Origin of the sequence: Chloroflexus sp. (genome assembly GCF_034434295.1) — a bacterium.
GTDB lineage: Bacteria > Chloroflexota > Chloroflexia > Chloroflexales > Chloroflexaceae > Chloroflexus.
Genome location: NZ_DAOTZQ010000001.1, coordinates 75369 through 99705, shown reverse-complemented (window position 1 = coordinate 99705; position 24337 = coordinate 75369). Strand labels below are relative to the sequence as shown.

Genomic DNA, 24337 nt, shown 5'->3' with positions numbered 1-24337 from the left:
TAGACGGCGGCTTCCAGGGCTTGGCTGCTTTGGGCATGCGCAGCTTTTTGGCGGGCTGTCAGGTAGTCTTTGCCCAGCGGCGTGTTGACATACGTCTCGGCCAGGTTGCCCTCGGCGTCAATAGCGTATGTACCGAGTGTCTCCTGTACTCTGTGGCGAATTTCTTTCAGCGCCTTGTTTGCTTCCTCCTGCGCGGCGAGTGCGTCTTGGTTGAGTTCGTGCGCAATCGTCTGCGGGAGATCGTTCTGAATCCAACGCTCGATGACCTGCCGTTTGTAGTTCATGAGGCGGTAGATACCAAAATCAAGATCGGCGAGGTCATATTGAAACAGGTCGTAGAGGAGCTGCTGAAATCGTTCGCGTGGTGTCATAACCAGACCAATCCCTTTCGGCATACACAACCTGGTCGATACGGCATTGTACACGGGAGTCGCCGGCTTTCTGCAACGAGTAAACACGTAATATTATAATCTACGTTGCGATCTGTACCACCACAGAGGCACAAAGGACGGTTATACCCTGAGTTGCTACCGAAAGGTGTGACGTAGCGCGTCGATGGAAACTGGATGCCATCCACATATGCAGATACGCCGCACGGTGTTGTGCGCAACGTCGTGCTGTTCGTGGTGGCAGTCAGCCTCCCTAGCCTGCTTACAGCATAGGTAGCAAATTGGATTAACATCATAGCACGTGGCACGGCGTGCAGTGGCGGTATCGCTCACCGCATTACCCCGCCAACACCGCTGCAACCACCTCAAGCGGCACGTCGGCGCGCACGACGACCCGACCGATAGCGGTTGGCAAGACCCAGCGCACAGCTCCGGCCTGTACCTTTTTGTCGCGACCGATGAGGGTCAGGATCGCACTTCGGTCAAGGTCTGCCGGCAGTGTGGTTGATAGGCCGTAGGCGGCGAGGAGGTTACGCTGTCGTTCAACCAGGGCCGGCGGGCAGATGCCCAGGGCGATGGCAATCCGCGCAGCGGCGTCCATGCCGATGGCGACGCATTCGCCGTGCAGGAGGCGATACCCAAGCAGTTGCTCGATGGCGTGACCAATGGTATGACCGTAATTGAGAGTGATGCGTTCGCTGCGTTCAAATTCATCACGTGATACAACGTCGACTTTGACCGCAACAGCACGGGCGATAATGCCGGTTAGTTCACTGATGAGAACCGGATCGGTCGCATCCCATATGGCCGGGTTATCGGCGTGCCAGCGTTGAGTTGCGGCGAGTGTTTCCAGGGCGTCAAACAATTCAGCATCGCGAATGACGCCGTGTTTGATCATTTCGGCCCAGCCGGCGCGTAGCTCGCGGGCCGGTAGTGTTGCCAGCAGGTCGGTGTCGGCTAACACCAGCCGTGGTTGATGAAAGGCTCCGATCAGATTTTTGCCCAGCGGGTGGTTGATACCGGTTTTACCACCTACCGCAGCATCAACCATCGCCAGGAGCGTGCTCGGTATCTGGACGATGGCCACACCGCGCAAGATGGTCGCTGCCGCAAAACCTGCCAGGTCACCAACCACACCACCACCGAGGGCCAGAACGACATCACGGCGCTCGATCCCGTGTTTGATCATCCAGTCGTACAGTCGGTTTAGTTCGCCGAACGATTTGCTCTGTTCACCTGATGGTACGCTGATCGTGTGAACGCGGTATCCGGCTGCTTGCAGATGGGCTGCTGTCTGATCGGCAATGGCGGTCAGGTGTTCATCGGCGACAATCCAGGCTGTCCCGCGCAGGGCACGTTCGGCCAGGTAGTCGGCAAGGTTGGACAAGATACCTGCGCCAACGATGACCGGGTAGGATGTTGTGCTGGTCGTAACTGTGAGCGTGGTTGTAATCATTGTTCGCTGTCAGGGTTTGCGGCACCGATTGATGATCGTCATCAGCGCCGCAATCAGTAAAAGGGCGATACCAAGATACGTCAGTGGACCGGGCCACGGTTCGACGGTCTGGAGCAGAAACCATTCCACGAGTGTTATCCTCTACACAATGAGCGGACCGGTCAGGAGTGCGGGCAAGGTGCTACCGGCAGGATATACCGTGTCGCCAGCCGGTACGAGCAGCAGTCCATTGGCACCACGTAGCGAGAGCAGGCGCGAGCTGCTCTGGCTACCGGTGGTGACTGCGGTGAAGCGTCCTGCTTGATAACGCACGATAATGCGCTGATACTCAGGGCGATCAGGTGAAGGGCGGATCGGTTCGGCCAATGTGACCTCGATCTGGGGACGGAACGGTGAGGCATCACCTTGCAACGCCCGCAGCGCCGGGCGGACGAAGACCTCGAACGATACCAGTGAAGAGACCGGATAGCCCGGTAAGCCGAAAACCAGCTTGCCGCCGATGGTGGCGAAGGTGGTTGGTTTTCCCGGCTTGAAAGCAATCCGCCCAAAATGGACGGTGCCGAGTTCGGCCAGTAACGGTTTGATCAGATCGCGCGTTCCCATGCTAACCCCGCCGCTGGTGATCAGGACATCGGCCTGATCCAGGCCGTGCAGGATCGCCTGACGTTGTACATCACGATCATCACGGGCAATGCCGAGCGAGACCGGGATGCCGCCGGCTTCGCGGACTGCGGCCATCAACGCATACCGGTTGCTATCGCGAACGGCACCGGCAGGACGGGGACTACCCGGCTCGACCACTTCATCACCGGTTGCCAGGATAGCGACCCGGGGCTGGCGATACACGGGAATCCGGGTGATGCCAAGGGTCGCTAAGATGCCGATCTCGGCGGCGCCAATGGTAGTACCGGTGGTCAGGACGGTCTGACCGCGTCTGACATCCTGACCGACAACGTGGACGTAATCGCCGGGTTGTAGCTCGCGCTGGATGTAGAGCAACCCATCGCGTTCTGTAGTCAGTTCGACCGGGATCATTGCATCGGCACCGGGTGGTAGTGGGGCACCGGTCATAATGCGCGTGGCTTCACCGGGCGCAAGCATGACCTCTGCGAAACCACCTGCGGTCAATTCACCCACTACGCGCCGCGGGGCAAGACCATCGGCAGCGCGGAGGGCATAGCCATCCATTGCCGATTTGGGCACGTCAGGAATATCTTCCGGTGACGTGATGTCGCCGGCCAATACCCGACCAAGTGCAGAGAACGTCTCAATCTCCTCACTCGCCAGCGGACGAGTGTGTGCCATGATCGTCGCCGTGGCTTCGGCGATGCTGACCATGGGATACGGCGATTCGCGGAGCATCTCAGCCATCGATCACTCTCCTTTTTCGCTACGTCCGTTATTGATTGCCCGCCAGATCTTTTCGGGCCGCAACGGAATATCAATATGTCGCACACCAAATGGTTGAAGCGCATCAATCACCGCATTAGTGATGGCCGGTGTTGAGCCGATAGTGGCTGCTTCACCGATCCCTTTCACGCCGAGGGGATTGAGGGGGGTCGGCGTTTCTGTCTTGTCAACGGTAAACGGCGGGAAGAGATCGGCCCGTGGTATAGCGTAATCCATGAGCGTCCCGCTCAGCAACTGACCATTGGCATCGTACACCACCTCTTCAAGGAGGGCCTGGGCGATACCCTGAGCCAGACCGCCGTGTACCTGGCCGGTGACAATGAGTGGGCTGATCCGCGGCCCACAATCATCAACCGAATAGTAGGCTCGAATACGGACGTGGCCGGTCTCGCTATCAACTTCAACGACAGCGACATGCGTGCCGAAGGGGTAGATTAGATCGGCGGGGCGGAAATAATCAACCGCTTCCAGACCGGGATCAAGCTCTGGTGGCAATTTGTTACTGTAGGCGCGGCGGGCGATCTCGGTCAGCGTTAGACTACGATCAGGGACACCCCGGACGACATACCGGCCTTCGTGGAACTCGATGTCGGCCACATTCGCTTCGAGCATTGCAGCCGCAATCTGGCGAGCCTTCTCGCGCACTTTGGTGGCAGCACGTACCAGCGCAGCACCACCCACGGCGAGCGAGCGTGATCCCATCGTGCCGATACCCATTGGTGTCAGTGCAGTGTCGCTGTGTTTGACAACGATGCGGTTGAAGTCGGCACCAATCTGATCGGCGACAATCTGGGCGAAGGTCGTGGCCGTTCCCTGACCGTGCGGTGAAATACCGGTGGTAACGGTAACGGTACCACCCGGCTCTACCTTGATTTGGGCACTCTCATAAGGGCCGAAGCCACACATTTCGACATAACAGGCGATTCCGATACCGAGCAACATCCGATCACCGGCAGCCCGGCGGGCGGCCTGCTCGGCGCGTAATTGCTCGTAATTGGCCAGGCTGAGCGCTTTAGTCAGCGCCCGCTCATACTCACCGCTATCGTAGGTCAGACCGGTCGGGGTTTTGTACGGAAATGCGTCCGGGGGGATAAAATTGCGCCGACGCACCTCTGCCGGGTCCAGATTCAGCTCGGCGGCGACCAGATCCATCAGACGCTCGATGTAGTAGGCGGCTTCTGGGCGGCCTGCACCGCGGTAGGCAGCCACCGGTGTGGTGTTGGTATACACGCATACCGCTTCCAGATCAACGGCGGGAATCTTGTAGACCCCGATAGCCATTGCGGTGGTCAGGTCGGGCAATCCGGGGGCAAGCGGGTAGGCACCGAGATCGGCGACGATGCGCATCCGCAATGCGGTGATCTCACCCTCTGCCGTGACGGCAGCTTCAATGTCACACACCTGACCACGACCGTGGGTAGTGGCCTGTACGTGTTCAAGCCGATGTTCAACCCAGCGTAGGGGAGCGCGAAGCTGGCGAGCTAACGCGGCCAGTAATGCCTCTTCGGGATAGATGCCGATCTTGACCCCAAAGCCACCACCGACATCGGGGGCGATGACGCGCACCCGATTCTCATCAAGCCCGATAACCCTGGCGACATCGCCGCGTACCTGATGTGGGGTCTGCGTACTCGTCCAGAGGGTTACGCCGTCGTTCGTCGGATCGGGGGCAGCCACAACAGCACGGCCTTCCATTGGAAAACCGAGCAAACGCTGATTGACCATCCGTTGGTGCACAACCCGATGGGCAGACGCGAATGCAGCTTCGACATCACCCTTCTGGCGGCGTCGGCGGTGGTCGATGTTATCCGGGAGGTCTTCAAAGATTACCGGCGCTGCCGGGTCGATGGCGACCAGCGGATCAACCACTGGCGGGAGAGGTTCCCATTCAATCGCCAGGGCCAATGCTGCATCGAGTGCTGCTTCTGGGGTACGGGCAATCACGGCAGCAACTGCCTCGCCAACGTGACGAACTCGTTCAACGGCCAGCACGTAGCGAATGCGACCGGTATAGCGCTGGGGGCTACTGCCACCTTCGCCAGAACTGGCTAACGGCAGTGGCTGACAGAGATCGAGGAGATCGGTACCGGTGTAAACAGCAACAACATCGGGCTGCGCCAGTGCCGATGCTTTATCGATACTTAGAATGCGGGCATGAGCGTACGGACTACGGGCAATTGCCACATAAAGCATTCCCGGCAAGCGCAAATCGCTCACATATGTGCCCTGCCCCTGCACGAGACGCGGGTCTTCCCGGCGCTTGACTTCAGCACCGATCAGGGCTGCATAGGCCATCGTTCGACCTGCCTTTCTTTTTGTTAACAACGAAACTTTCTCAGGTACTACAGGCATGATACCAGAATTTGTAGCCTTATCTGGCGAATGGAAGAAGCTCGATGGGATGCGTCTGATTGAAGAATTTGTAATTGCAAGATGGCCGTAAACCGACTATGCTAGATAGGGGGAAGTTCTAACCAATGTAAACGAAGAATGCGCTGCTACAATACCTCTTCGCTACTGCTCTGGCATTGCGCAGATGTATGTTACGGATGATGTGAGCGCTATGGCAATTCTTGAACCCTCTAGCACGTCGGCAGTCAACCCCTCTACAGCACATTCCTCAGCAGACGATGTGCAGGCACCAACGATCATCGAGCCGCGCAAGGGATGGTGGCACATCAACTGGCGCGACCTTTGGGCTTACCGCGAACTGCTCTTTTTTCTGGTCTGGCGTGATGTTAAAGTGCGTTACAAGCAGACACTGCTGGGTGCCAGTTGGGCTATCATCCAACCAACGCTACAGCTTGTCGTCTTCACGATCATCTTTGGACGGCTGGCCGGTGTTAATACGAATGGTATTCCTTACCCTCTCTTCAATCTGGCCGGCCTCTTGCCGTGGCAGTTCTTTGCCAACACAGTTGGGCAGGCAGCCAATAGTCTGGTAGGCAGTGCCAGCATCGTGCGCAAAGTCTACTTTCCCCGATTAGCAATTCCTACCGCCAGTGTGCTGGCCGGCGTGGTTGATTTTGGTTTGTCCTTTCTCATCCTACTGGCATTGATGGTGTGGTACCGGTGGCCGCTAACCCCGGCGATTTTCCTCTTGCCGCTCTTTCTGTTACTGGCGATGTTTACCGCCATGGGCGTAGGGTTCTGGCTCTCGGCGATTAACGCCCGCTACCGTGATGTACGGCACGCTACCCCGTTTCTCATTCAGCTCTGGTTGTTTGCCACGCCGGTTGTGTATCCGAGTAATCTGGTGGAAGGATACTGGCAGTTTCTCTACGCTCTCAACCCGATGGTAAGCGTTGTCGAAGGTTTTCGCTGGGCATTGCTGGGCACGCAACCTCCCAGTCTCTTGATGTTGATCTCGGTCATGATGGCAGTAACGATTTTCAGTTCCGGTTTGTTCTACTTTCAGGCGGTGGAACGTAAGTTTGCCGATATTATCTAGCCTATGCACTACGCAATTCGGGCCCGTGATTTAGCGAAACAGTATCGAATTGGTGCGATCAGGCAGCGTGATATGGGATATGTCACGCTACGCGATGCCATTGCCGAGCGCCTGCGTGGTCGCACGCAGAAAGCGACGACGACTGAGCTGTGGGCACTCAATGGCGTTTCGTTTGATGTTCAGCAAGGGGAAGTGGTTGGGATCATCGGGCGTAATGGTGCCGGGAAGAGCACTCTGCTGAAAGTGCTCTCGCGCATTACCGAACCAACCCGAGGCAGAGCCGAGTTGTACGGTCGGGTGGCTTCTTTGCTGGAAGTTGGCACCGGTTTTCATCCAGAATTGACCGGGCGCGAGAATATTTACCTCAACGGTGCCATTCTGGGCATGCGCAAACGCGAAATTGATCGCAATTTTGACGCAATTGTCCAGTTTGCCGAGGTAGAGAAGTTTATCGATACGCCGGTGAAGTTTTATTCATCGGGCATGTATGTGCGACTGGCCTTCGCCGTTGCCGCGCATCTTGAGCCAGAAATTCTGATTGTCGATGAGGTATTGGCCGTTGGCGATGCGCGCTTTCAGAAAAAGTGTCTCAACAAGATGCAGGATGTGGGCCAGCAGGGCCGAACCGTCTTGTTTGTCTCGCACAGCATGCAATCCATCCTGCGCATGTGTCAGCGGGCCATTCTACTCAATCATGGACAGGTGGTAGCTGATGGGCCGGCACAGCAAGTGGTTGGTGTCTATTTGGGGAAGGGCACACATTCAATTGCGGAACGGGTCTGGTCAGATCGGGCAAGTGCGCCGGGCAAAGAGATTGCTCACCTGCGGGCAGTGCGTGTCCGCGATGTTGATGGTGATGTCGCGGACACCATTGATATTCGGACACCGGTAACGCTTGAGATGGAGTTTGTAGTCACGACCGGCGGTTATGTATTGATGCCGCACTTTCGCCTCTACAACGAAGATAATATCGCCGTGTTTACCACCCTCGATCTTGATCCTGAATGGCGGCAGCGTCCACGACCACCGGGTCGCTATGTCTCCAGGGTGACCATTCCCGGTAATTTTCTGGCTGAGGGGTCACTGTACGTCGAAGCAGCGCTGACCACCCTCGATCCGCCGATTGGTCAATTCGCCGAACGAGATGCGGTCGCCTTTCAGGTGATTGATAGTCTGGAAGGTGACTCAGCACGCGGCGATTGGACTGGCAATCTTTCCGGTGTGGTGCGACCACTCTTACCGTGGACGACGATCTATGAGCCGTCAGCCTGAATCTATGGGTCGCCGCTATGCTTTGCGTCGCTATGGGGTCGCGTTGTTCTTGCCAACCATCCTGCTTGTCGGGATGTTGACCTTATATCCCTTTGCTTTCACCAGACCATGGCCGGCTAATCCCATCTTTGTGCTGGTGACTGGTCTGAGCCATGCGTTTGATATGGCGCAAAATATTGTTCTGTTTATTCCTTTAGGCATTGCGTTGCACTGGTTGCTGGCCGGTTGTGGCGTGCCTCTACCGGGGCAGCGCACTGGTGTCATCGTGCTGAGCGCATCTGTCGCGCTTGGAGTCGAGGTTGCCCAACTGATAATTCCCGGTCGCACCGCCGCGCTGCTGGATGTGGTTGCGAACACTTTGGGTGCTGTTTTGGGAGCGTGGTGGCTGGCGCAGCCAATGCTCCCCCGAGTCGAGCGACTCGGTTTCTGGATGGATCAGGGTGTGCGGATGACGCCAGCGTGGGTCGTGTTTGTTGGATTAGTGATCTGGTTGGCCGGCAGCACGTGGATGGTCACGCGCTGGCAACGGGCGACACTGCCAACGACGTGGTCGGATCGTTACACGCTTCAGATCGGCGCTGCCAATGATGGGCGGCGCTTTTGGCCGGGTTATGTGGGTTTTACCGCGCTCTACAATCGGGCCTTTACCGTAGATGATGCACGAGCAGTACGGACACCGGGCAACGCAATTGCCAGGCAACCGTTGTTCGCCTACGATTTCAGTGGGTTGCCGCCGGCTGGGAATGGGCCATTTGTGCGCCCGCTGGTGGCTCAGGGTCGGCCCACCCTCACCGAATCCGGGGTAGGTGTGGGCTATCAGCGCTGGCTGATGAGCAGTGAGCCATTGCGTGGTGTGGCAGCAGAGATTGCCCGGACACGGGCATTTACACTGGTCGCTCAGGTGGCTGCCCGCGAACCAGATCGCACCACAGAGGGCCTGATCGTCAATTTTGGCCGTGGCATTGATGGACACAACATCAGTTTGATTCAGGCAGGTACTGATCTGCTGGTACGGATGCGGTTGCCCCTGACCCGCGTAGCCGATGACCGGCCACCGTTACGCTTTAGTCATGTCTTCCCTGACGGGCAACCCCGGCTATTGGTGCTGAGTTATGACGGTGCCGTTGCCCGTCTCTTTGTTGATGGTCAGGCGCACCCGCAATGGTACGCCTTTGGCCCGGGCGAGGCGCTGATCAATCGCTGGCTCCCGGTTCAAACGCATCAGATTGGGGGCTGGACGATTGCGCTGGCCGGAGCGATCTGTCTGCCGCTGGCACTGGCGGGCTTGCCCTGGCGCGGTAGGCGCTGGCCACCGATCACCGTCGCGATAGTAGGGCCACTGCTCATCAGCAGTGCGCCCTGGCTGGTCATCGCCCAGCCGTTGAGTGGGTGGATGTTGTTGAGTAGCATGCTTACTATTGTTGTGAGTGGGCTGATTGTTTTCTGGTTGACCAGGAAGCCACGCTCGTATACCAGTGTCTTATCGTCTCACGTATAATGTCAGATTGAGCTTCTCAACAGATAACACGGAGTCTGTACCATCATGTTCCACGAATTGATGAATCGCATCCACGGCCGCACTGCGAAAGTCGGTGTCATTGGATTAGGGTATGTCGGCTTGCCGCTCGCCGAGCGTGCCGGGCGGGTTGGGTTTTCTGTGCTTGGTTTTGATGTCAGTCCAATGCGTGTTGCGCAGGTCAATCGCGGCGAGAGCTACATTGGCGACGTATCCAGTGATGCGTTAGCGACGCTTCGCGAAGCGGGCCGGATTGAGGCGACAACCGATGTCCATCGGATGGCCGAATGTGATATTTTGGTCATCTGCGTTCCTACCCCGCTCAACGCAACGCGCGAGCCGGATATGCGCTATGTCGAGGCGGCGAGTGAAGATGTCGCTGCCAGCATTCGGTCCGGTCAACTGGTGATCCTGGAGAGTACTACTTACCCTGGTACCACCCGCGAGCTGATTATGCCCCGGATCGAGCGTTCAGGCTTGAAGGTTGGTGAACAGATTTTTCTGGCGTTCTCACCCGAACGCATCGATCCTGGTCAGACGAGTAGCAAGGGCTACAGTGTTGAGAATACGCCGAAGGTGGTGGGTGGAGTGACACCACACTGCACTGAACTGGCCGGTGCCTTCTACGGCTATATCACCAGTCGGGTGGTGCCGGTTAGCTCACCAGATGTTGCCGAGCTAACGAAGTTGTTTGAGAATATCTTTCGCGCCGTCAATATTGCGTTGGTCAACGAACTGGCGTTGCTCTGCGACCGAATGAGCATTGATGTCTGGGAAGTGATCGATGCCGCTGCGACCAAGCCCTACGGCTTTATGAAGTTTACCCCTGGGCCTGGGTTGGGTGGTCACTGTATTCCCATCGATCCGTTCTACCTGACGTGGAAGGCGCGGGCGTATGATCTGACGACCCGGTTTATTGAGCTGGCCGGTGAAATCAACAGTCAAATGCCACGGCATGTTCATGATCTGGTTGTACGGGCGCTTAATCGTGCCCGTAAGCCGCTGAACGGGAGTACTATTCTGCTGCTTGGGATTGCCTACAAACCGGATGTCGATGATTATCGCGAATCACCGGCATTTAAGGTCTACGATCTGCTGACTGCCGACGGCGCAACAGTGATTCCCTGCGATCCGCATATTACCAAATTTGAGCTGCACGATGGTCGGTGTATGCAAACAGTGCCATTAACTGACGAGTTGCTCCGTCAGTGCGATTGCGCGGTCATTATCACCAATCATCGGGCGTTTGACTACGACCGGATCGTGACGCTGGCTCCGGCAATCGTGGATACACGCAACGCAACCCGAAATATTCAGGGTGATTTACGGGCAAAGATTACAGTATTGTAGCCTGAACATCGGTATGCCAATCATCATTGATTCACCCGGTGTTGGCATAACGGTAGTACGGAACGATGGGGAGTGACGAGGAGGGAGACCGTGCAGCGTGAAGTGCGTCTCAGTATCATCATTCCGTGCTACAACGCGGCAACAACACTGGGTGAACAATTGGCGGCGCTCGCAAGCCAGCGATGGGATCGACCCTGGGAAGTGATCGTCGCTGATAACGGTTCACGCGACGAATCACGACGAGTAGCGGCGGATTTTCTGGTACGTATACCGAATCTGCGTATTATCGATGCTGGTGCCCGGCGTGGCGGAGCGTTTGCCCGCAATGAGGGCGCACGCCATGCACGTGGCACGGCACTGGCTTTCGTCGATGCAGATGATGTGGTGGCACCGGACTGGGTAGCAGCAATTGGCCGGGCACTTGATACCTTTCCCTTTGTTGCTTCTCGATTTGATATCGAACGTCTGAATCATCAATCGTGGCTGAGCCGAACACGGCGCAACCCACAGGCCGATGGCTTGCAGCGGGTGAGCTATCCACCATATCTGCCCCACGCCGGTGGTTCGGGACTGGCAATCGAACGCACCCTACACGATCAGATCGGTGGTTTTGATGAGACCCTGTCGCGTCTGATGGACACCGACTACTGTTTTCGGGTGCAATTGCAATGCCAGGTGCCACTGACGTTTGTGCCGGATGCCCTCGTCTACGTGCGTTATCGCGATACGCTGACCGGTATGCTGCGTCAGACCAGGGAACGGGCAATTGCCAATGTAGCCCTGGCCCGTCGCTACAGTCATCTGGCGGACACACCACGCCGATCACTTTCACCCTGGCTCTCGTATGCGCGGCGCTGGTTGCGTCAGGTAGGGCGGGTTGTTCGGATTCGACAACGTGAACATTTCGCCGAATGGTTGCGCATGAATGCCTGGTTGATCGGTTTGTTACAGGGCAGTCTGCAATACCGCTGCCCGCCGCTGGCGATTTAGGTGTGAGAATCGTTTCGCTGTTCACTAGTCAGTGCGTGAAAGGCTGCTGTGAGTCCTCGATCTTTTGTCACATACGGGTCTGGCCGGCAGCTCCGGCGCTGGTTCGCCCCAATCGGTCGGCGTCTCTTCGGGACGCTGGTGCGGGTAGAGACGACTGAACCGCTGGTCGCGTTAACCTTCGATGATGGGCCACATCCTGTCTTTACGCCGCAGATTCTCAATCTGTGTGAACAGTATAAGCTTCGGGCAACCTTTTTTCTGTTAGGCCAACACGCTGTCGATCAGCGTGATCTGGTGGCACGAATGGTAGCCACCGGTCACGCGATTGGGAACCACACCTTCAGTCATATTCGTATGCCGCAAACCCGGCGCTGGCAACGCTGGCGTGAATTGTGGCGGACGCAGCAGGTACTCGCACCGTACCGGGTACGTTTATTTCGCCCACCCTATGGCGGGCAATCTTACGGTTCACGCTTCGATGCCTTCCTGTTCGGGTGTGAAGTTGTGGGCTGGACATTTCATATTGAAGACTGGCTTGCGCAACCGGCCGCGCAACTGGCTGCACGGTTGGTAGAGCAGGTGCGACCTGGGAGTATTGTCTTACTTCATGACCGATTGGCGAATCCACGTGATCCCCAGGCTGCCGACCGTACCAGTCTGGTGTCGGCACTGGCTATGGCCTTACCCGAATTGCAACGTACCTATCGCTTTGTCACAGTGCCCGAGTTGATCCGTGCCGGAACACCAGTGCGGGTGCCCTGGTTTCGTCCGGCATTGTAATAATTGTGAGGCGCGACTATTGTGGACGCGCTGATTGATTTTGCCACGTTAAGGAGTCCTATGCCCAACGACAATCTTCTCATTTCACCGTATGGTGGTCGTCTGATTGATCTGTGCGTGCCAGCCGAAGAGCGTGACGACGTACTTGCCGAAGCCTCACGCCTACCTTCGATTCAAATTTCGCTGCGCAGTATGTGCGATCTGGAACTGCTGGCTACCGGTGGCTTTTCACCGCTAACCGGTTTTATGGGGCGGGCAGATTACGAGCGTGTGTTGGAAGAGATGCGGCTGGCGGATGGTACCCTCTGGCCAATTCCAGTGACGCTGCCGGTTGAACAGAGCCATTTCGGTAGCGACCGCATCGTCCTACGCGATGTTCATAACAATCCCCTGGCCATTATGGAGGTAAGTGACATCTACCGGTGGGATGCCGAACGTGAAGCGCTGGCCGTCCTGGGTACGACTGATCCACGCCATCCGCTGGTAGCTGAAATGGCCCGTTGGGGCAGGTTCTACGCTGCCGGTCGTCTGCGCGTTGTTAATCTCCCCCGCTACTACGACTTTACCGATCTCCGTCGTACCCCGGCTGAAGTGCGGCGTCTGTTACAGGCTATGGGTCGGCCAAATGTGGTTGCCTTCCAGACGCGCAACCCGATGCACCGCATCCACGAAGAGCTGACCAAGCGGGCCGCAGCACAGGTAGATGGCAGCCTGCTGATCCATCCGGTCGTTGGCCTGACCAAACCCGGTGATGTCGATCACTTCACTCGTGTCCGTAGTTACCGTTTACTGGTCGAAAAATACTACGATCCTGGTCGTACTCTGCTCAGTCTGTTGCCGTTAGCGATGCGCATGGCCGGCCCGCGGGAAGCGGTCTGGCACGCCATCATCCGCCGCAATTACGGTGCAAATTATTTCATCGTTGGCCGTGACCATGCCGGCCCTGGGAACGACAGTACAGGTAAGCCGTTTTATGGGCCGTATGCGGCGCAGGAGCTCCTGGCTCATTATGCGCACGAAGTAGGTGTAACGATGATCCCGTTCACCGAGCTGGTGTATCTCAAGCGGGAAGGGCGTTATGTCACAATTGACGAGGTGCCACCAGGGGCCGAAATTGCCTCTATTTCAGGTACACAGGTGCGCGATGAATACCTGGCGAAAGGGCGGCTCCTGCCTGAGTGGTTTACGCGCCCGGAAACTGCCGAGATACTCCGCCAGATGTATCCACCTCGCCATCGGCAAGGGTTTTGTGTCTGGTTTACCGGTCTGAGTGGGGCCGGAAAATCGACCATTGCCGCCATCTTGAACGTGCTCTTGCTGGAACGGGGCCGTACACCAACGGTACTAGACGGTGACGTTGTGCGTACCCACCTGTCGAAGGGGTTGGGTTTCTCGCGGGAAGATCGTGATACCAACATTCTGCGGATTGGCTTTGTTGCCAGTGCCGTGGTGAAAGCCGGTGGTGCGGTCATCTGTGCGGCGGTCAGCCCCTACCGGGCGGCACGCAATGAGTGTCGGGCAATGATTGGCAGCGATCAGTTCATCGAAGTGTTTGTTGATACCCCGCTCGAAGTGTGCGAGCAGCGTGATGTCAAGGGGCTATACGCAAAAGCCCGGCGTGGTGAACTGCGTGGCTTTACCGGCATTGATGATCCGTACGAACCGCCGGTCAACCCTGAGTTGACCCTGACCACCACGGATGTGACCCCCGAAGAGAATGCACGCAAGATCATTCGCTATCTGGAAGAGAAGGGATTCCTGGAGGGATAGATGAGAGATGTCTTCGTACAAGCCCGACGCACACTACGGCGATGGTTGAAAGGCCCACATGCCGATTTAGGTTTTAAACCGCAACCCGATTTTTACTATCTGGCCTCGTTCCCCAAGTCGGGGAATACCTGGGTGCGGTTTTTGCTGGCCAACCTACTGGCCGGCCAGGAATTAGGACTCCAGGGCTTTGGTCGCTACGTTCCAGACAGCCATATCAAAGGCGATCTGGTCTACATGGCCGATCCAACAACCCCCTTTAACCAGATGCGCCCGCGGTTTGTGAAGACCCATCTGCACTACCGACCGGTGTTTCGGCGGGCCATCTACATCGTGCGCGATGGTCGTGATGCGATGACATCGTACTATCACTGGCGCAACCGGCGGTCGGATAAGCCGGTAAGTTTGCGCGAGATCATTGTGGGTGACATCTACTGGGGACGCTGGTCGGATCACGTGTTGGGGTGGCTGAACAGCGACGCCGAGTTGCTGGTGGTGAAGTACGAAGATCTCTACGCTGATACGCCCGCACAGGTGCGCCGTATCCTCGATTTCTGCCAGATTCAGGCCACTGACGACCAGATCGCGGCAGCGGTTGCCGCCTCGTCGTTCGAGCGCATGCGCGCAAAGGAACAGGCTGCCAATGGCGCTGCAACGCCATTCTTTGTGCGCAAAGGTGGATCTGGTGACTGGCGCAATCTATTCTCACCCGCCGATGAAGATCTGTTCTGGCAATGCCATCGTGCGGGTATGCTGGCTGCCGGTTATGGTGATCGAGCGGCCTGAATATCAATCGAGCGGCCTGAATATCACGGGAGAAGTCGTTATGCGACAACGACTGATACGGCTCTGGACTGACTGGTGGATGCGACAGGCTGGCCCTGGGCGCTGGGGGAAAGTGGCGACGTGGCTGGCAGCGTGGCCGCACGCTCCTTACAAAGCACGGGTTGCGCTCGCTCATCGCTATCCACAGGGCTACATTGCGCCATCGGCTCAACTGAGTGGTCGTCGTATCCGCCGAGGACGGCATGTCTTCGTTGGTGATGGCGTTGTGATCTATCAGCGTCAGGATGGCGACCAGATTGATCTGGATGATTACGTAGAACTCCACCGCGATACGATCATCGAATGTGGTCGTGGTGGTAGCTTGCGTATTGGCGAACGAACCGGTATACAGCCCCGCTGTCAACTATCGGCGTATGTTGAACAGATTGTCATCGGGCGAGGTTGTCAGATTGCACCGCAATGTGCATTCTACCCCTACGACCACGGTACAGCTCCCGGTCAGCCGATAGGGAGCCAGCCTCTTACCAGCAAGGGGCCTATCGTGCTGGAAGATGATGTCTGGTTGGGTTACGGGGTTGTGGTGCTGTCGGGGGTCACAATTGGTAGTGGAACGGTGGTGGGGGCCGGGAGTGTCGTAACCCGCAGTCTGCCGGCAGGGGTAATTGCCGCTGGTATTCCGGCGCGTATTGTGCGCGAGCGAACTGAGCAGGATGTGGAACGTGCGAGGTGAACAATGGTAGCGACGGTAACGGTGGCAATCCCGGTTTACAAGCGACTAACCTACGTCGCCCAGGCCATCCGATCAGTAGCCGATCAGGACTATCCGGCTATCGAGTTGATTGTTTCCGATAATGGCTGTAATGGTGATGCCGTGCTGAATCTGGTGCGTGAGCATTATCCGCGCCCCTTTGTGTTTCGTCAGAACCCGACGTCGGTGCCGATTGTGCCGCACTTCAATCAGTTGCTGGCCGCCGCCAGCGGTGATTATTTTGTCCTGCTGAGTGATGATGATGAACTGGCCCCGGGTTATCTAACAGCGATGGTGGCAGCCCTGGAGTCGCAGGCCGGGGCAGCCGCTGCCATTTCACGGGTTGAAGTACTCGATGAACAGAACCGGGTCGTGGCTTCGACTGCCGACCGACCGTTGCCGCCGCGGGTGATGCGTGGCCCTGATTGGATCCGGCGCTGGGGTAATAACCAACACAAATTTGTCTGCTTTACCACCAATCTGGCGCGTACCGCCGATCTGCGGGTAGTTGGGGGATACCCCGATTTCGATGGTGGTAATGGGGTAGATAACGCTCTCCTCGTTGTCCTCAGCATTGATCGCAGCATTGTCTACTGCGATGAAGCGGTGTTTCGCCATCGCATCTACGACACCAGTTTTGGCAAATCGGTGAGTGTATCCAGCCTGGCACGGGCATCACGGCAGTTTCTAATGTTTCTGCATCAGCATCCGGTGTTGCGTGCATACGCCCGCCAACATCCGCACGAATGGGCTGTCTGTCGTGATGCCATTACGCGCGTGATCTGGACAACGTACTACGGACGTTGGCGACAGATTTACCGTGGGCGGGAACGATACATTGACTGGCTGAAAGCTGGTTTTGCTCTACCGTTTATCCCGGCATACTACCGGCGAGCACTGCCTGAAATGCTCTACTCATTACCGGCAGTGGGGACGCTGGCTCGCCGACGTTTACCGGCACGGTGACGGATATGGACGTGGTTCATCTCAGCACCAACGATATAAGTGGCGGTGCGGCCAGAGCAGCCTATCGTCTTCATCGGGCCTTACTTGCAGCGGGCTGTCGGTCACAGATGCTGGTGGCAAACCGACGTAGTGATGATCCGACCGTACAGACTTTACCTGCTGCCGTGAGTGTTATCCGTCGCTGGCAACGGCGCTGGCGGGGCTGGCGCATCCGGCAGGCGATGAAGCCATACCTCCAGACCCGACCGTCTGGTCTGGAACCATTCAGTGATGATCGCAGTCGCTACGGGGCGGAGCTGGTGCAGGCGCTGCCGCCGTGTGACGTCATCAATTTGCATTGGGTAGCCGGTTTGGTTGACTATACCAGCTTCTTTCGCACCGTGCCCCGGCGGGTGCCGGTGGTATGGCGACTATCTGATCAGCAGCCGTTCACCGGTGGATGTCATTATAACGAGGGGTGTGAGCGCTATACGGCGGCCTGTGGTGCCTGTCCACAACTCGGATCGCACAACGACCATGATCTCTCGCATCAAATCTGGCGGCGCAAGCGCACCGCGTTAGCCGCCGTGCCGCCTGGACGTCTGCATATCGTCGCTCTCAACCGCTGGATGGCGGCTGAAGTACAGCGTAGTTCACTATTTGGTCACTTACCGGTGCATATCATTCCCAATGGTCTCGACACAACCGTTTTTGCCCCCTTCGATCAAGCGTATGCCCGGGCATCCCTGGGTTTGCCTCAACAAGCGAAGATCGTCCTCTTTGTAGCAGTTTCGGTGGCAAACCGACGCAAAGGCTTTGCCGAGCTAACTGCGGCCCTGGCCGGAATGAGTGATGAGCCAGATCTGCTGTTGGTTTCGATTGGGCGTAATCCGCCGCCGATAGCTGCACCAATAGCGCATCGGCCGTTGGGTGTGATTGATGAAGATACCAGACTGGCCCTGGTATATAGTGCGGCTGATCTTTTTGTCATTCCTTCGTTGCAAGACAATATGCCGAGTACAGTGTTAGAAGCGTTGGCGTGTGGTACGCCGGTGGTTGGTTTTGATACCGGTGGCATCGGCGAGCTTGTGCGTCCCGGGCAAACCGGCTGGCTGGCACCGGTTGGTGATGTGGTAGCGTTACGAGCAGCAATGCAGCGCCTGTTGGATAACACCGATGAGCGCCAGATGATGAGTCGACAGGGTCGGGCGATTGCCCTGGCCGAATACCGCCAGGAATTGCAGGCGCAGCGCTATCTTGAACTCTATCACCAAATTACAATACCAGCTCACACCGATCCTGCGGTACACCTGCAACGATGAACGTTTTGTTATAACGATCTTCTATAGGTGACATCTCACTGTCACGTTTTCCGGCTACAACTACAGTGCGATGTGGTAGGGCTTCTGTATAATGATTGTCAAACGGTCTGTTTCCCCGGTTACACATTGCTCCACGCCACAGACCAGATGATCGTGAGGGATTTCGTTGTATCTGGCACGTGCAAGAGGTCTCTTGCACGCACCGTGTGGAGGGGCACTTGGAACTCAAAAACTACCTGCTCTTTATCTGGCGCTGGGCATGGTTGATTATCCTGTTTGCGCTTGCTGGTAGCGGTATAGGCTATGCCTATTCCCAGACCCAGCCCCGCCTTTACGAAGCTTCAACAATGCTCATGGTGAACCAGGATCAGGGCATCTTTGCCCGTCCTTCACCAACCCTGGAAGATCTCCGGGCACGTGAACGGTATGCACTGACAGTCCGTGAATTACTGCTGGTACGGCCAGTGCTGGAGCGTGCGGCTGGAATGGTTGAAGGAGTGACGCCTGCGCAACTGGCGGCACGTACCAGCACAACTGAAGTTGGGAAGACAGAGCTATTTCTCCTCTCGGTGCGTGATACCAATCGGCAACGTGCTGTTGAACTGGCCGATGCGATTGTTGCCTCGTTCCAGGCTCTGGAGCGTGATCTGCTCGATAATCCCTACGCGCAGGCATCGACCCTGATCGTCGTCGATCCGGCGTATGCAAAACGCAATCCGGTCAGCCCGGATTATACCCGCAACATCATCCTCAGCGCCTTTATTGCTGTGTTGATTGCACTTGTCATTGGTTTTCTCTACGATTATTTCAATACCCGGATCAGCAATGAGGGCGATTTAGGTCGGCGTGGTGGTGGGCGGCCACTGGCTACCATTGGCAGGCTCAAAGGATCAACGCCGGCAGCCCAATTGGTGACGCTCAGGGAACCGGCATCGCTCGATGCCGAAGCATATCGCATGTTTCGATTGCATCTTGATGCGCTGGCAGCCGACGTTCGTCCGCAAGTGATTGCAGTTATCAGTGCAGTAGCCGGTGAAGGGCGAAGCCTGACAGCGGCTAACCTGGCGGTAGCGCTGGCGCAAACCGGACGGCGCGTGATCCTGGTTGATGCGAATCTGCGCAATCCAATTCAGCACACCTTGTTTGACCTGCCAAATCAGGGTGGTCTCTCGAATCTGCTCAGCAGTACTGCGCAGGCTATTGAGCCATTTCTCCGGGTTACCGCACAGGCAAATCTCTACGTATTGACAGCGGGTAATGTGTTGGGATTGCCGGCTCAGTTGCTGGGTGGGGTGCCTCTGGAGAAGGTACTGGGCGGACTGCGTCAGTGTGCTGAGGTCATCATCATCGATACTGCCCCGCTCTTAACCTTTGCCGATACTACCCTGTTATTACGTGCAGTGGATACGACACTGGCCGTCGTGCGATCCGGCCAAACGACTGAGGGTGATCTGCGGCAAATGCTGGAGCTGCTGCAACAGACCGGTATCGCCTGTCTGGGGATCGTGTTGAATGGCCTTCGTAAACGCCGCAGCCGATTCGCTCTTCCAGTTGCACGTCGCACCGAATCGACGCCTGCGATGGTGGTGGCTAGCCGCAGTGAGACCGTTGGCGATGCAGGAGATTGACCTATGCGACGTTTCTGGTTGATGTTGATCACCATGCTGGCATTCCTGCTAAGTGCATGTACTCAGCAGACGATGCCTGATACCGAAGCGGTGGCTGTGGCGACGCCGCAGGTAACTGAATCATCGCCAGTGCCTGCTGCAACTGCTGCCCCAACCATTGTCAATGGTACATTGATCGCTAACGGGCGTGTTCAGCCAATGACCGTGCTCGATCTTAGTTTTGTCAATGGCGGATCAGTTGTCGAGGTGTTGGTTAAACCCGGGGATCGGGTGCGGGCTGGCGATGTCATGGCAAGTCTTGATATTCGGGCGCTCGATCTGACACTGGCTGAAGCGCGGGTAGCACTGGCAGAGGCACAGGCGAATTATGAGCAGTTGCGCAGTGGAGCTACTCCCGAGCAAATTGCCCAGGCTGAAGCCGAGATTGAACGGGCGCGTGCCCGGCTGGCTGGTAGTCGGACAAACGTCACTCAAAGCGATATTGCCGCTGTGCAGGCTGAATTACGCGAGGCGCGAGCAGTACTCGATCGCTTGCAGAAGGGCATTACGCCAGAGAATCGTGCCCGTCTGGAAGCGGCAGTAGCCGAAGCCAAAGCTCGCTTACAAACCCGCATTAATACGCTGGCCGGTGAAAAGACCCAGCTCGAGTCGCAGATTGAACGATTGGCGAACGAGTTGCGCAATGCGCAGGATGACTATTCGCGCACGGCGTGGACCAATCAGCAGATTGTGGCGAATGGCGGTGAATTGACCCAGGCGCAAATCGATAATGAAACTCGGCTGTTGCGAGCTGTCGAAAATGCCGAGCGTCGTCTGCAAGAAGCGCGGGTGGCTTTAGAGACGGTGCGTCAGAACGAGTTTAGCGAGATTGCGGTCTATCGGGCAGAGGTAGAACAGGCCGAGGCTTTACTGGCTGATGCGTCACGCCCGGCTACACCTGATCAGATTGCGGCTGCCGAGAAGCGAATTTTGCAGGCCGAGGCACGATTGGCGCAACTGACCATCAATCATCCCAATGAAGTTGCCGTCTACGAAGCAGAACTGCGCAAGGCCGAAGCTGATTACGCCCGTCTGATAGCTGAACCAACCAGCGCCCAGATCGCGATTGCGCAGGCACGGATCGAGCGCACTGAAATTGAGATGCGGCGGGCTGAATTGAACCGCGAACGGTACCAGATTCGAGCGCCGATTGATGCGACGGTAGTCGCAGTAACGGTGCAACCCGGCCAGACGGTTGAAGCTAATCAGCGGGTTATCACCCTGGCAACGCTGGATCAGTGGCAAATTGTGGTTCCTAACCTGAGTGAAATTCACGTTAGTCTGATCCAGGAAAACGATCCCGTCACAATCAGCTTTATCGCTCTCCCTGATCTGCGTCTGAGCGGGAGAGTCAGCTACATCGAACCGATTGGTCAGGAGACTGGCATCGGTACGACGTATACCGTGCGCATTATTCCCGACAACTGGGATCAGCGGTTGCGCTGGAATATGAATGCGCAGGTCGTCTTTTCGGCCGTTCAGTAACCATCCTGGAGGAGGAAGCAAATGACGAGTGCGAAGATGCCTCATGCCTTGATTACCGGTGGCGCAGGGTATATTGGTTCTTTACTAACCGGCGTACTCTTGAATCAGGGTTGGTCGGTAACAGTGGTAGACGACCTTATCTTTGGTGGTGCGTCTCTGTTAGGCTACTGGTACCATCCGCGCTTCCGCTTTGCTAAAGGCGATATTTGTGATCCAGCAACACTGCGTGCCACCAGCGATGGCATTGCCGTCGGTGATTTACCGCCAGTACCGTTCGATGCAGTAATTCATCTGGCGGCCATTGTCGGTTTTCCGGCCTGCCAGATGGTAGGGCCGCAGGTCGCCTGGCGGTATAACTTTGAAGGAACCAAACGGGTCTTTGCTGCTGCCGATGCCGGACGGGTTGCACGTTTCGTCTTTGCTTCCACCTACAGCAATTACGGCCTCTCACCCGATGGCAAGCCGGTCACTGAAGAGTCGCCGCTGAACCCGCAATCACTCTACGCTGAGACGAAGATTGCGGCCGAGCAGTTTCTGCGCGAAAACACGGCTGGGGCAGCGACCATGCCGATTCTCTTCCGTTTCGCCACGCTGTTTGGGGTGTCGCCCCGCACACGTTTTGATCTCATCATTAACCAGTTCGTCCTCGAAGCGATCACGCGCCGCAAGCTGATCATCTATCAGCGCGGTTATGCACGTTCGTTCGTGCACGTGCGTGATGTGTGTGATGCGATCTTGCTGGGTCTGGAAGCCCCGGCAACGGTCGTCAATCGCGAGATTTTTAATGTGGGGAGCGATGAGGGGAATTACACCAAGGATGAAATTGTGGCCCTGGTGCAACGACATGTCGAGGGGACTGTGGTCGAGTACAAAGACCTGACCTTCGGTGGCGATATGCGCGATATTCGCGTTTCGTTTGCCAAAATCCGGGAACGCCTTGGTTTCCGACCGCGGATTAGCGTCGAACAGGGTATTCGCGAGGTGGCCAGTGTTTTGACGAACGGTGTGATCAAAGACGCACTCGATAGCCAGTACCGCAACGCTCAGTTCATCGTCCAGTAAACCCTGCTCTGTGAGGTTTCTATGCATCTCAACAATCATCACTGGCCTGATAGCTATGAGTTCTGGCAGGACAAGTCGGTTGTGGTGACCGGTGGTGCCGGCTTTCTCGGTTCGTATGTGGTCGAAAAGCTGCACGAGCGTGGTGCCCGGCGGATTGTTGTCCCACGTTCGCACCAATACGATCTGCGCCAGCTTGAGGCTATTCGCCAGCTTCTGATCGATGCGCAACCTGATATTGTCATCCATATGGCGGCCCGGGTTGGCGGTATCGGTGCCAATCGCGATCATCCGGCAGAGTTCTTCTACGATAACCTGATGATGGGCGTGCAGCTTTTGCACGAGAGCTGGCGGTTTGGCGTGCAGAAGTTCGTGACGATTGGTACGGTGTGTGCGTATCCTAAATATACGCCGGTGCCGTTTAAGGAAGATGATCTTTGGAACGGCTACCCAGAGGAGACGAACGCGCCATATGGCCTGGCGAAGAAGATGTTGCTTGTGCAGGGTGAGGCGTATCGCCAGCAGTACGGTTTCAATTCAATCTTTCTGTTGCCGGTCAATCTCTACGGCCCACGCGATAATTTCGATTTAGAAACGTCGCACGTGATTCCTGCCCTGATCCGCAAATGTATCGAAGCCACCGAACGCGGTGACGATGAGATTGTGGTTTGGGGTGACGGTTCGCCGACCCGCGAGTTCATTTATGCCGCTGATGCTGCTGAAGGTATCTTGCTGGCGAGTGAGCGTTACAACGATCCAGCACCGGTGAACATTGGTAGTAGTTACGAAATTAGCATTCGCGATCTGGTGACCTTGATTGCCGATCTGACCGGCTTTCGCGGACGGATTGTCTGGGATACGACGAAGCCCAATGGTCAACCGCGCCGTAAGCTCGATGTGAGCCGGGCGTGGGAGCGGTTTGGCTTCCGGGCCGAAACAACGTTTGCCGATGGTCTGCGGGCAACGATTGAATGGTATCGCAGCCATCGTGAGTCACTGGTAGCAATGCGAGCAGTTGGTGAGGCGCACTGATATGACAATGGTACATGGTTCGGCACCGGCAATTACTGATCTGCCACCACCACCGGCTAACCGGTCGGGCTGGCCGTGGACGGTCGTAACGCCACCGGCTCCTCAGCGGCCAGGTGGGTGGCCGCGTATTACGATTGTAACACCGTCGTATCAGCAGGCTGCCTACCTGGAAGAGGCAATTCGCTCGGTGTTGTTGCAAGGTTACCCGAACCTTGAATACATTGTGATGGATGGCGGGAGCTGTGATGGCAGTGTTGAGATCATTCGCCGCTACGCGCCGTGGCTGAGCTACTGGCAGTCTAAGCCAGACGGTGGTCAATCAGCAGCATTGGCCGACGGTTTTGCGCGGGCAACCGGTGAGATTCTGGCCTGGATCAATTCTGATGATCGGTTGCAGCCCGGTGCGCTGCAACGAGTCGGTCGCTTCTTTGCCGAACGGCCCTGGCTGGCCTTCGCCAGCGGTGATGTGAATTTCATCGATGCTGAAGGACAGGTAACAGCCCGGATTTTTGCGTTACCGCCTAATCCGACCCTGACTGCACTCCTGGGTGTGCATCGCTGGCCGCAGCAAGGGTGTTTTTGGCGACGCAGCGTGTATGAACGGGTAGGTGGAGTTGATCGCCAGTTGCGCTTCTGCATGGATCGCGATCTCTTCATTCGTCTTAGCGCAGCCGGTCCCAGTCGCCGCTTACCCGGCCCACCGCTCGGTGACTTCCGTCTGCATGAAGAAGCGAAAACTGCCACTCTGCATGCGGTCTGGCAGCGCGAGCATGCCCTGCTCCAGCGGCGTTATGGTCAACCGGTTGGTATATACCGCTATGCCGGCCTGCGCATGCTCTGGTGGCTCTGGCAAAAACACGCCAGTGTGCGGAATCGGCTTTATCGCGCCTATGGCGTAGAGTGCTAGTAAGG

At 56.8% G+C, this 24337-nt stretch carries 19 protein-coding genes and 1 pseudogene; 16 read left to right on the top strand and 4 right to left on the bottom strand.

Annotated elements, in window-relative coordinates:
* The 4 genes and pseudogenes from VAE57_RS00390 to VAE57_RS00375 form a co-directional block, all read right to left on the bottom strand.
* Window positions 1-371: pseudogene (locus VAE57_RS00390) on the bottom strand (site-specific DNA-methyltransferase); the annotation flags it as partial.
* A 355-nt stretch (window positions 372-726) separates the two neighbouring features.
* A complete protein-coding gene (gene aroB, locus VAE57_RS00385; RefSeq protein WP_322819940.1) occupies window positions 727-1845 on the bottom strand; it encodes a 3-dehydroquinate synthase in 1119 nt (372 codons plus the stop codon).
* A gap of 141 nt (window positions 1846-1986) precedes the next feature.
* Window positions 1987-3216 carry a gephyrin-like molybdotransferase Glp gene (gene glp / locus VAE57_RS00380; RefSeq protein WP_322819939.1) on the bottom strand — a complete coding sequence of 410 codons (1230 nt, stop codon included), beginning with the start codon at window positions 3214-3216 and terminating at the stop codon, window positions 1987-1989.
* A 3-nt stretch (window positions 3217-3219) separates the two neighbouring features.
* Window positions 3220-5550, bottom strand: a complete 2331-nt coding sequence (locus tag VAE57_RS00375; RefSeq protein ID WP_322819938.1) for a xanthine dehydrogenase family protein molybdopterin-binding subunit — start codon at window positions 5548-5550, stop codon at window positions 3220-3222.
* A 268-nt stretch (window positions 5551-5818) separates the two neighbouring features.
* Here VAE57_RS00375 and VAE57_RS00370 point away from each other — a divergent pair, with 268 nt between their 5' ends.
* The 16 genes from VAE57_RS00370 to VAE57_RS00295 all read left to right on the top strand — a co-directional run bounded on the left by VAE57_RS00370 (window position 5819) and on the right by VAE57_RS00295 (window position 24332).
* Complete coding sequence (locus tag VAE57_RS00370) at window positions 5819-6706, top strand: ABC transporter permease (protein WP_322819937.1); 888 nt, start codon at window positions 5819-5821, stop codon at window positions 6704-6706.
* A gap of 3 nt (window positions 6707-6709) precedes the next feature.
* Window positions 6710-7978, top strand: a complete 1269-nt coding sequence (locus VAE57_RS00365) for an ABC transporter ATP-binding protein (protein ID WP_322819936.1) — start codon at window positions 6710-6712, stop codon at window positions 7976-7978.
* Window positions 7962-9476 carry a VanZ family protein gene (locus VAE57_RS00360; protein ID WP_322819935.1) on the top strand — a complete coding sequence of 505 codons (1515 nt, stop codon included), beginning with the start codon at window positions 7962-7964 and terminating at the stop codon, window positions 9474-9476. Before VAE57_RS00365 ends, VAE57_RS00360 begins: the two co-directional genes overlap by 17 nt.
* 45 nt (window positions 9477-9521) lie before the next feature.
* Window positions 9522-10844, top strand: coding sequence for a nucleotide sugar dehydrogenase (locus VAE57_RS00355; RefSeq protein WP_322819934.1), 1323 nt, complete (start codon window positions 9522-9524; stop codon window positions 10842-10844).
* Window positions 10845-10934: 90 nt separating this feature from the next.
* Complete coding sequence (locus VAE57_RS00350) at window positions 10935-11834, top strand: glycosyltransferase family A protein (RefSeq protein ID WP_322819933.1); 900 nt, start codon at window positions 10935-10937, stop codon at window positions 11832-11834.
* A 48-nt stretch (window positions 11835-11882) separates the two neighbouring features.
* The gene (locus VAE57_RS00345) at window positions 11883-12614 is read left to right on the top strand and encodes a polysaccharide deacetylase family protein (RefSeq protein ID WP_322819932.1); all 732 of its coding nucleotides are present in this window, start codon (window positions 11883-11885) and stop codon (window positions 12612-12614) included.
* A 60-nt stretch (window positions 12615-12674) separates the two neighbouring features.
* The gene (locus VAE57_RS00340) at window positions 12675-14384 is read left to right on the top strand and encodes a bifunctional sulfate adenylyltransferase/adenylylsulfate kinase (RefSeq protein WP_322819931.1); all 1710 of its coding nucleotides are present in this window, start codon (window positions 12675-12677) and stop codon (window positions 14382-14384) included.
* Window positions 14385-15167: a sulfotransferase domain-containing protein gene (locus tag VAE57_RS00335; RefSeq protein ID WP_322819930.1), complete on the top strand. Its 783-nt coding sequence runs from the start codon at window positions 14385-14387 to the stop codon at window positions 15165-15167.
* A 40-nt stretch (window positions 15168-15207) separates the two neighbouring features.
* A complete protein-coding gene (locus VAE57_RS00330) occupies window positions 15208-15897 on the top strand; it encodes an acyltransferase (protein WP_322819929.1) in 690 nt (229 codons plus the stop codon).
* 3 nt (window positions 15898-15900) lie between these two features.
* Window positions 15901-16881: a glycosyltransferase family A protein gene (locus tag VAE57_RS00325; protein WP_322819928.1), complete on the top strand. Its 981-nt coding sequence runs from the start codon at window positions 15901-15903 to the stop codon at window positions 16879-16881.
* 5 nt (window positions 16882-16886) lie between these two features.
* Window positions 16887-18182: a glycosyltransferase family 4 protein gene (locus VAE57_RS00320; RefSeq protein ID WP_322819927.1), complete on the top strand. Its 1296-nt coding sequence runs from the start codon at window positions 16887-16889 to the stop codon at window positions 18180-18182.
* 218 nt (window positions 18183-18400) lie between these two features.
* Complete coding sequence (locus VAE57_RS00315) at window positions 18401-19810, top strand: polysaccharide biosynthesis tyrosine autokinase (RefSeq protein ID WP_322819926.1); 1410 nt, start codon at window positions 18401-18403, stop codon at window positions 19808-19810.
* Window positions 19811-19813: 3 nt separating this feature from the next.
* On the top strand, window positions 19814-21334 hold the full coding sequence (locus VAE57_RS00310) for an efflux RND transporter periplasmic adaptor subunit (RefSeq protein WP_322819925.1): 1521 nt from the start codon (window positions 19814-19816) through the stop codon (window positions 21332-21334).
* Between the two features lie 21 nt (window positions 21335-21355).
* Window positions 21356-22396 carry an NAD(P)-dependent oxidoreductase gene (locus VAE57_RS00305; RefSeq protein ID WP_322819924.1) on the top strand — a complete coding sequence of 347 codons (1041 nt, stop codon included), beginning with the start codon at window positions 21356-21358 and terminating at the stop codon, window positions 22394-22396.
* Between the two features lie 21 nt (window positions 22397-22417).
* Window positions 22418-23425: a GDP-L-fucose synthase gene (locus VAE57_RS00300; protein ID WP_322819923.1), complete on the top strand. Its 1008-nt coding sequence runs from the start codon at window positions 22418-22420 to the stop codon at window positions 23423-23425.
* Window position 23426: 1 nt separating this feature from the next.
* Complete coding sequence (locus VAE57_RS00295; RefSeq protein ID WP_322819922.1) at window positions 23427-24332, top strand: glycosyltransferase family 2 protein; 906 nt, start codon at window positions 23427-23429, stop codon at window positions 24330-24332.
* Window positions 24333-24337 lie beyond the last annotated feature (5 nt).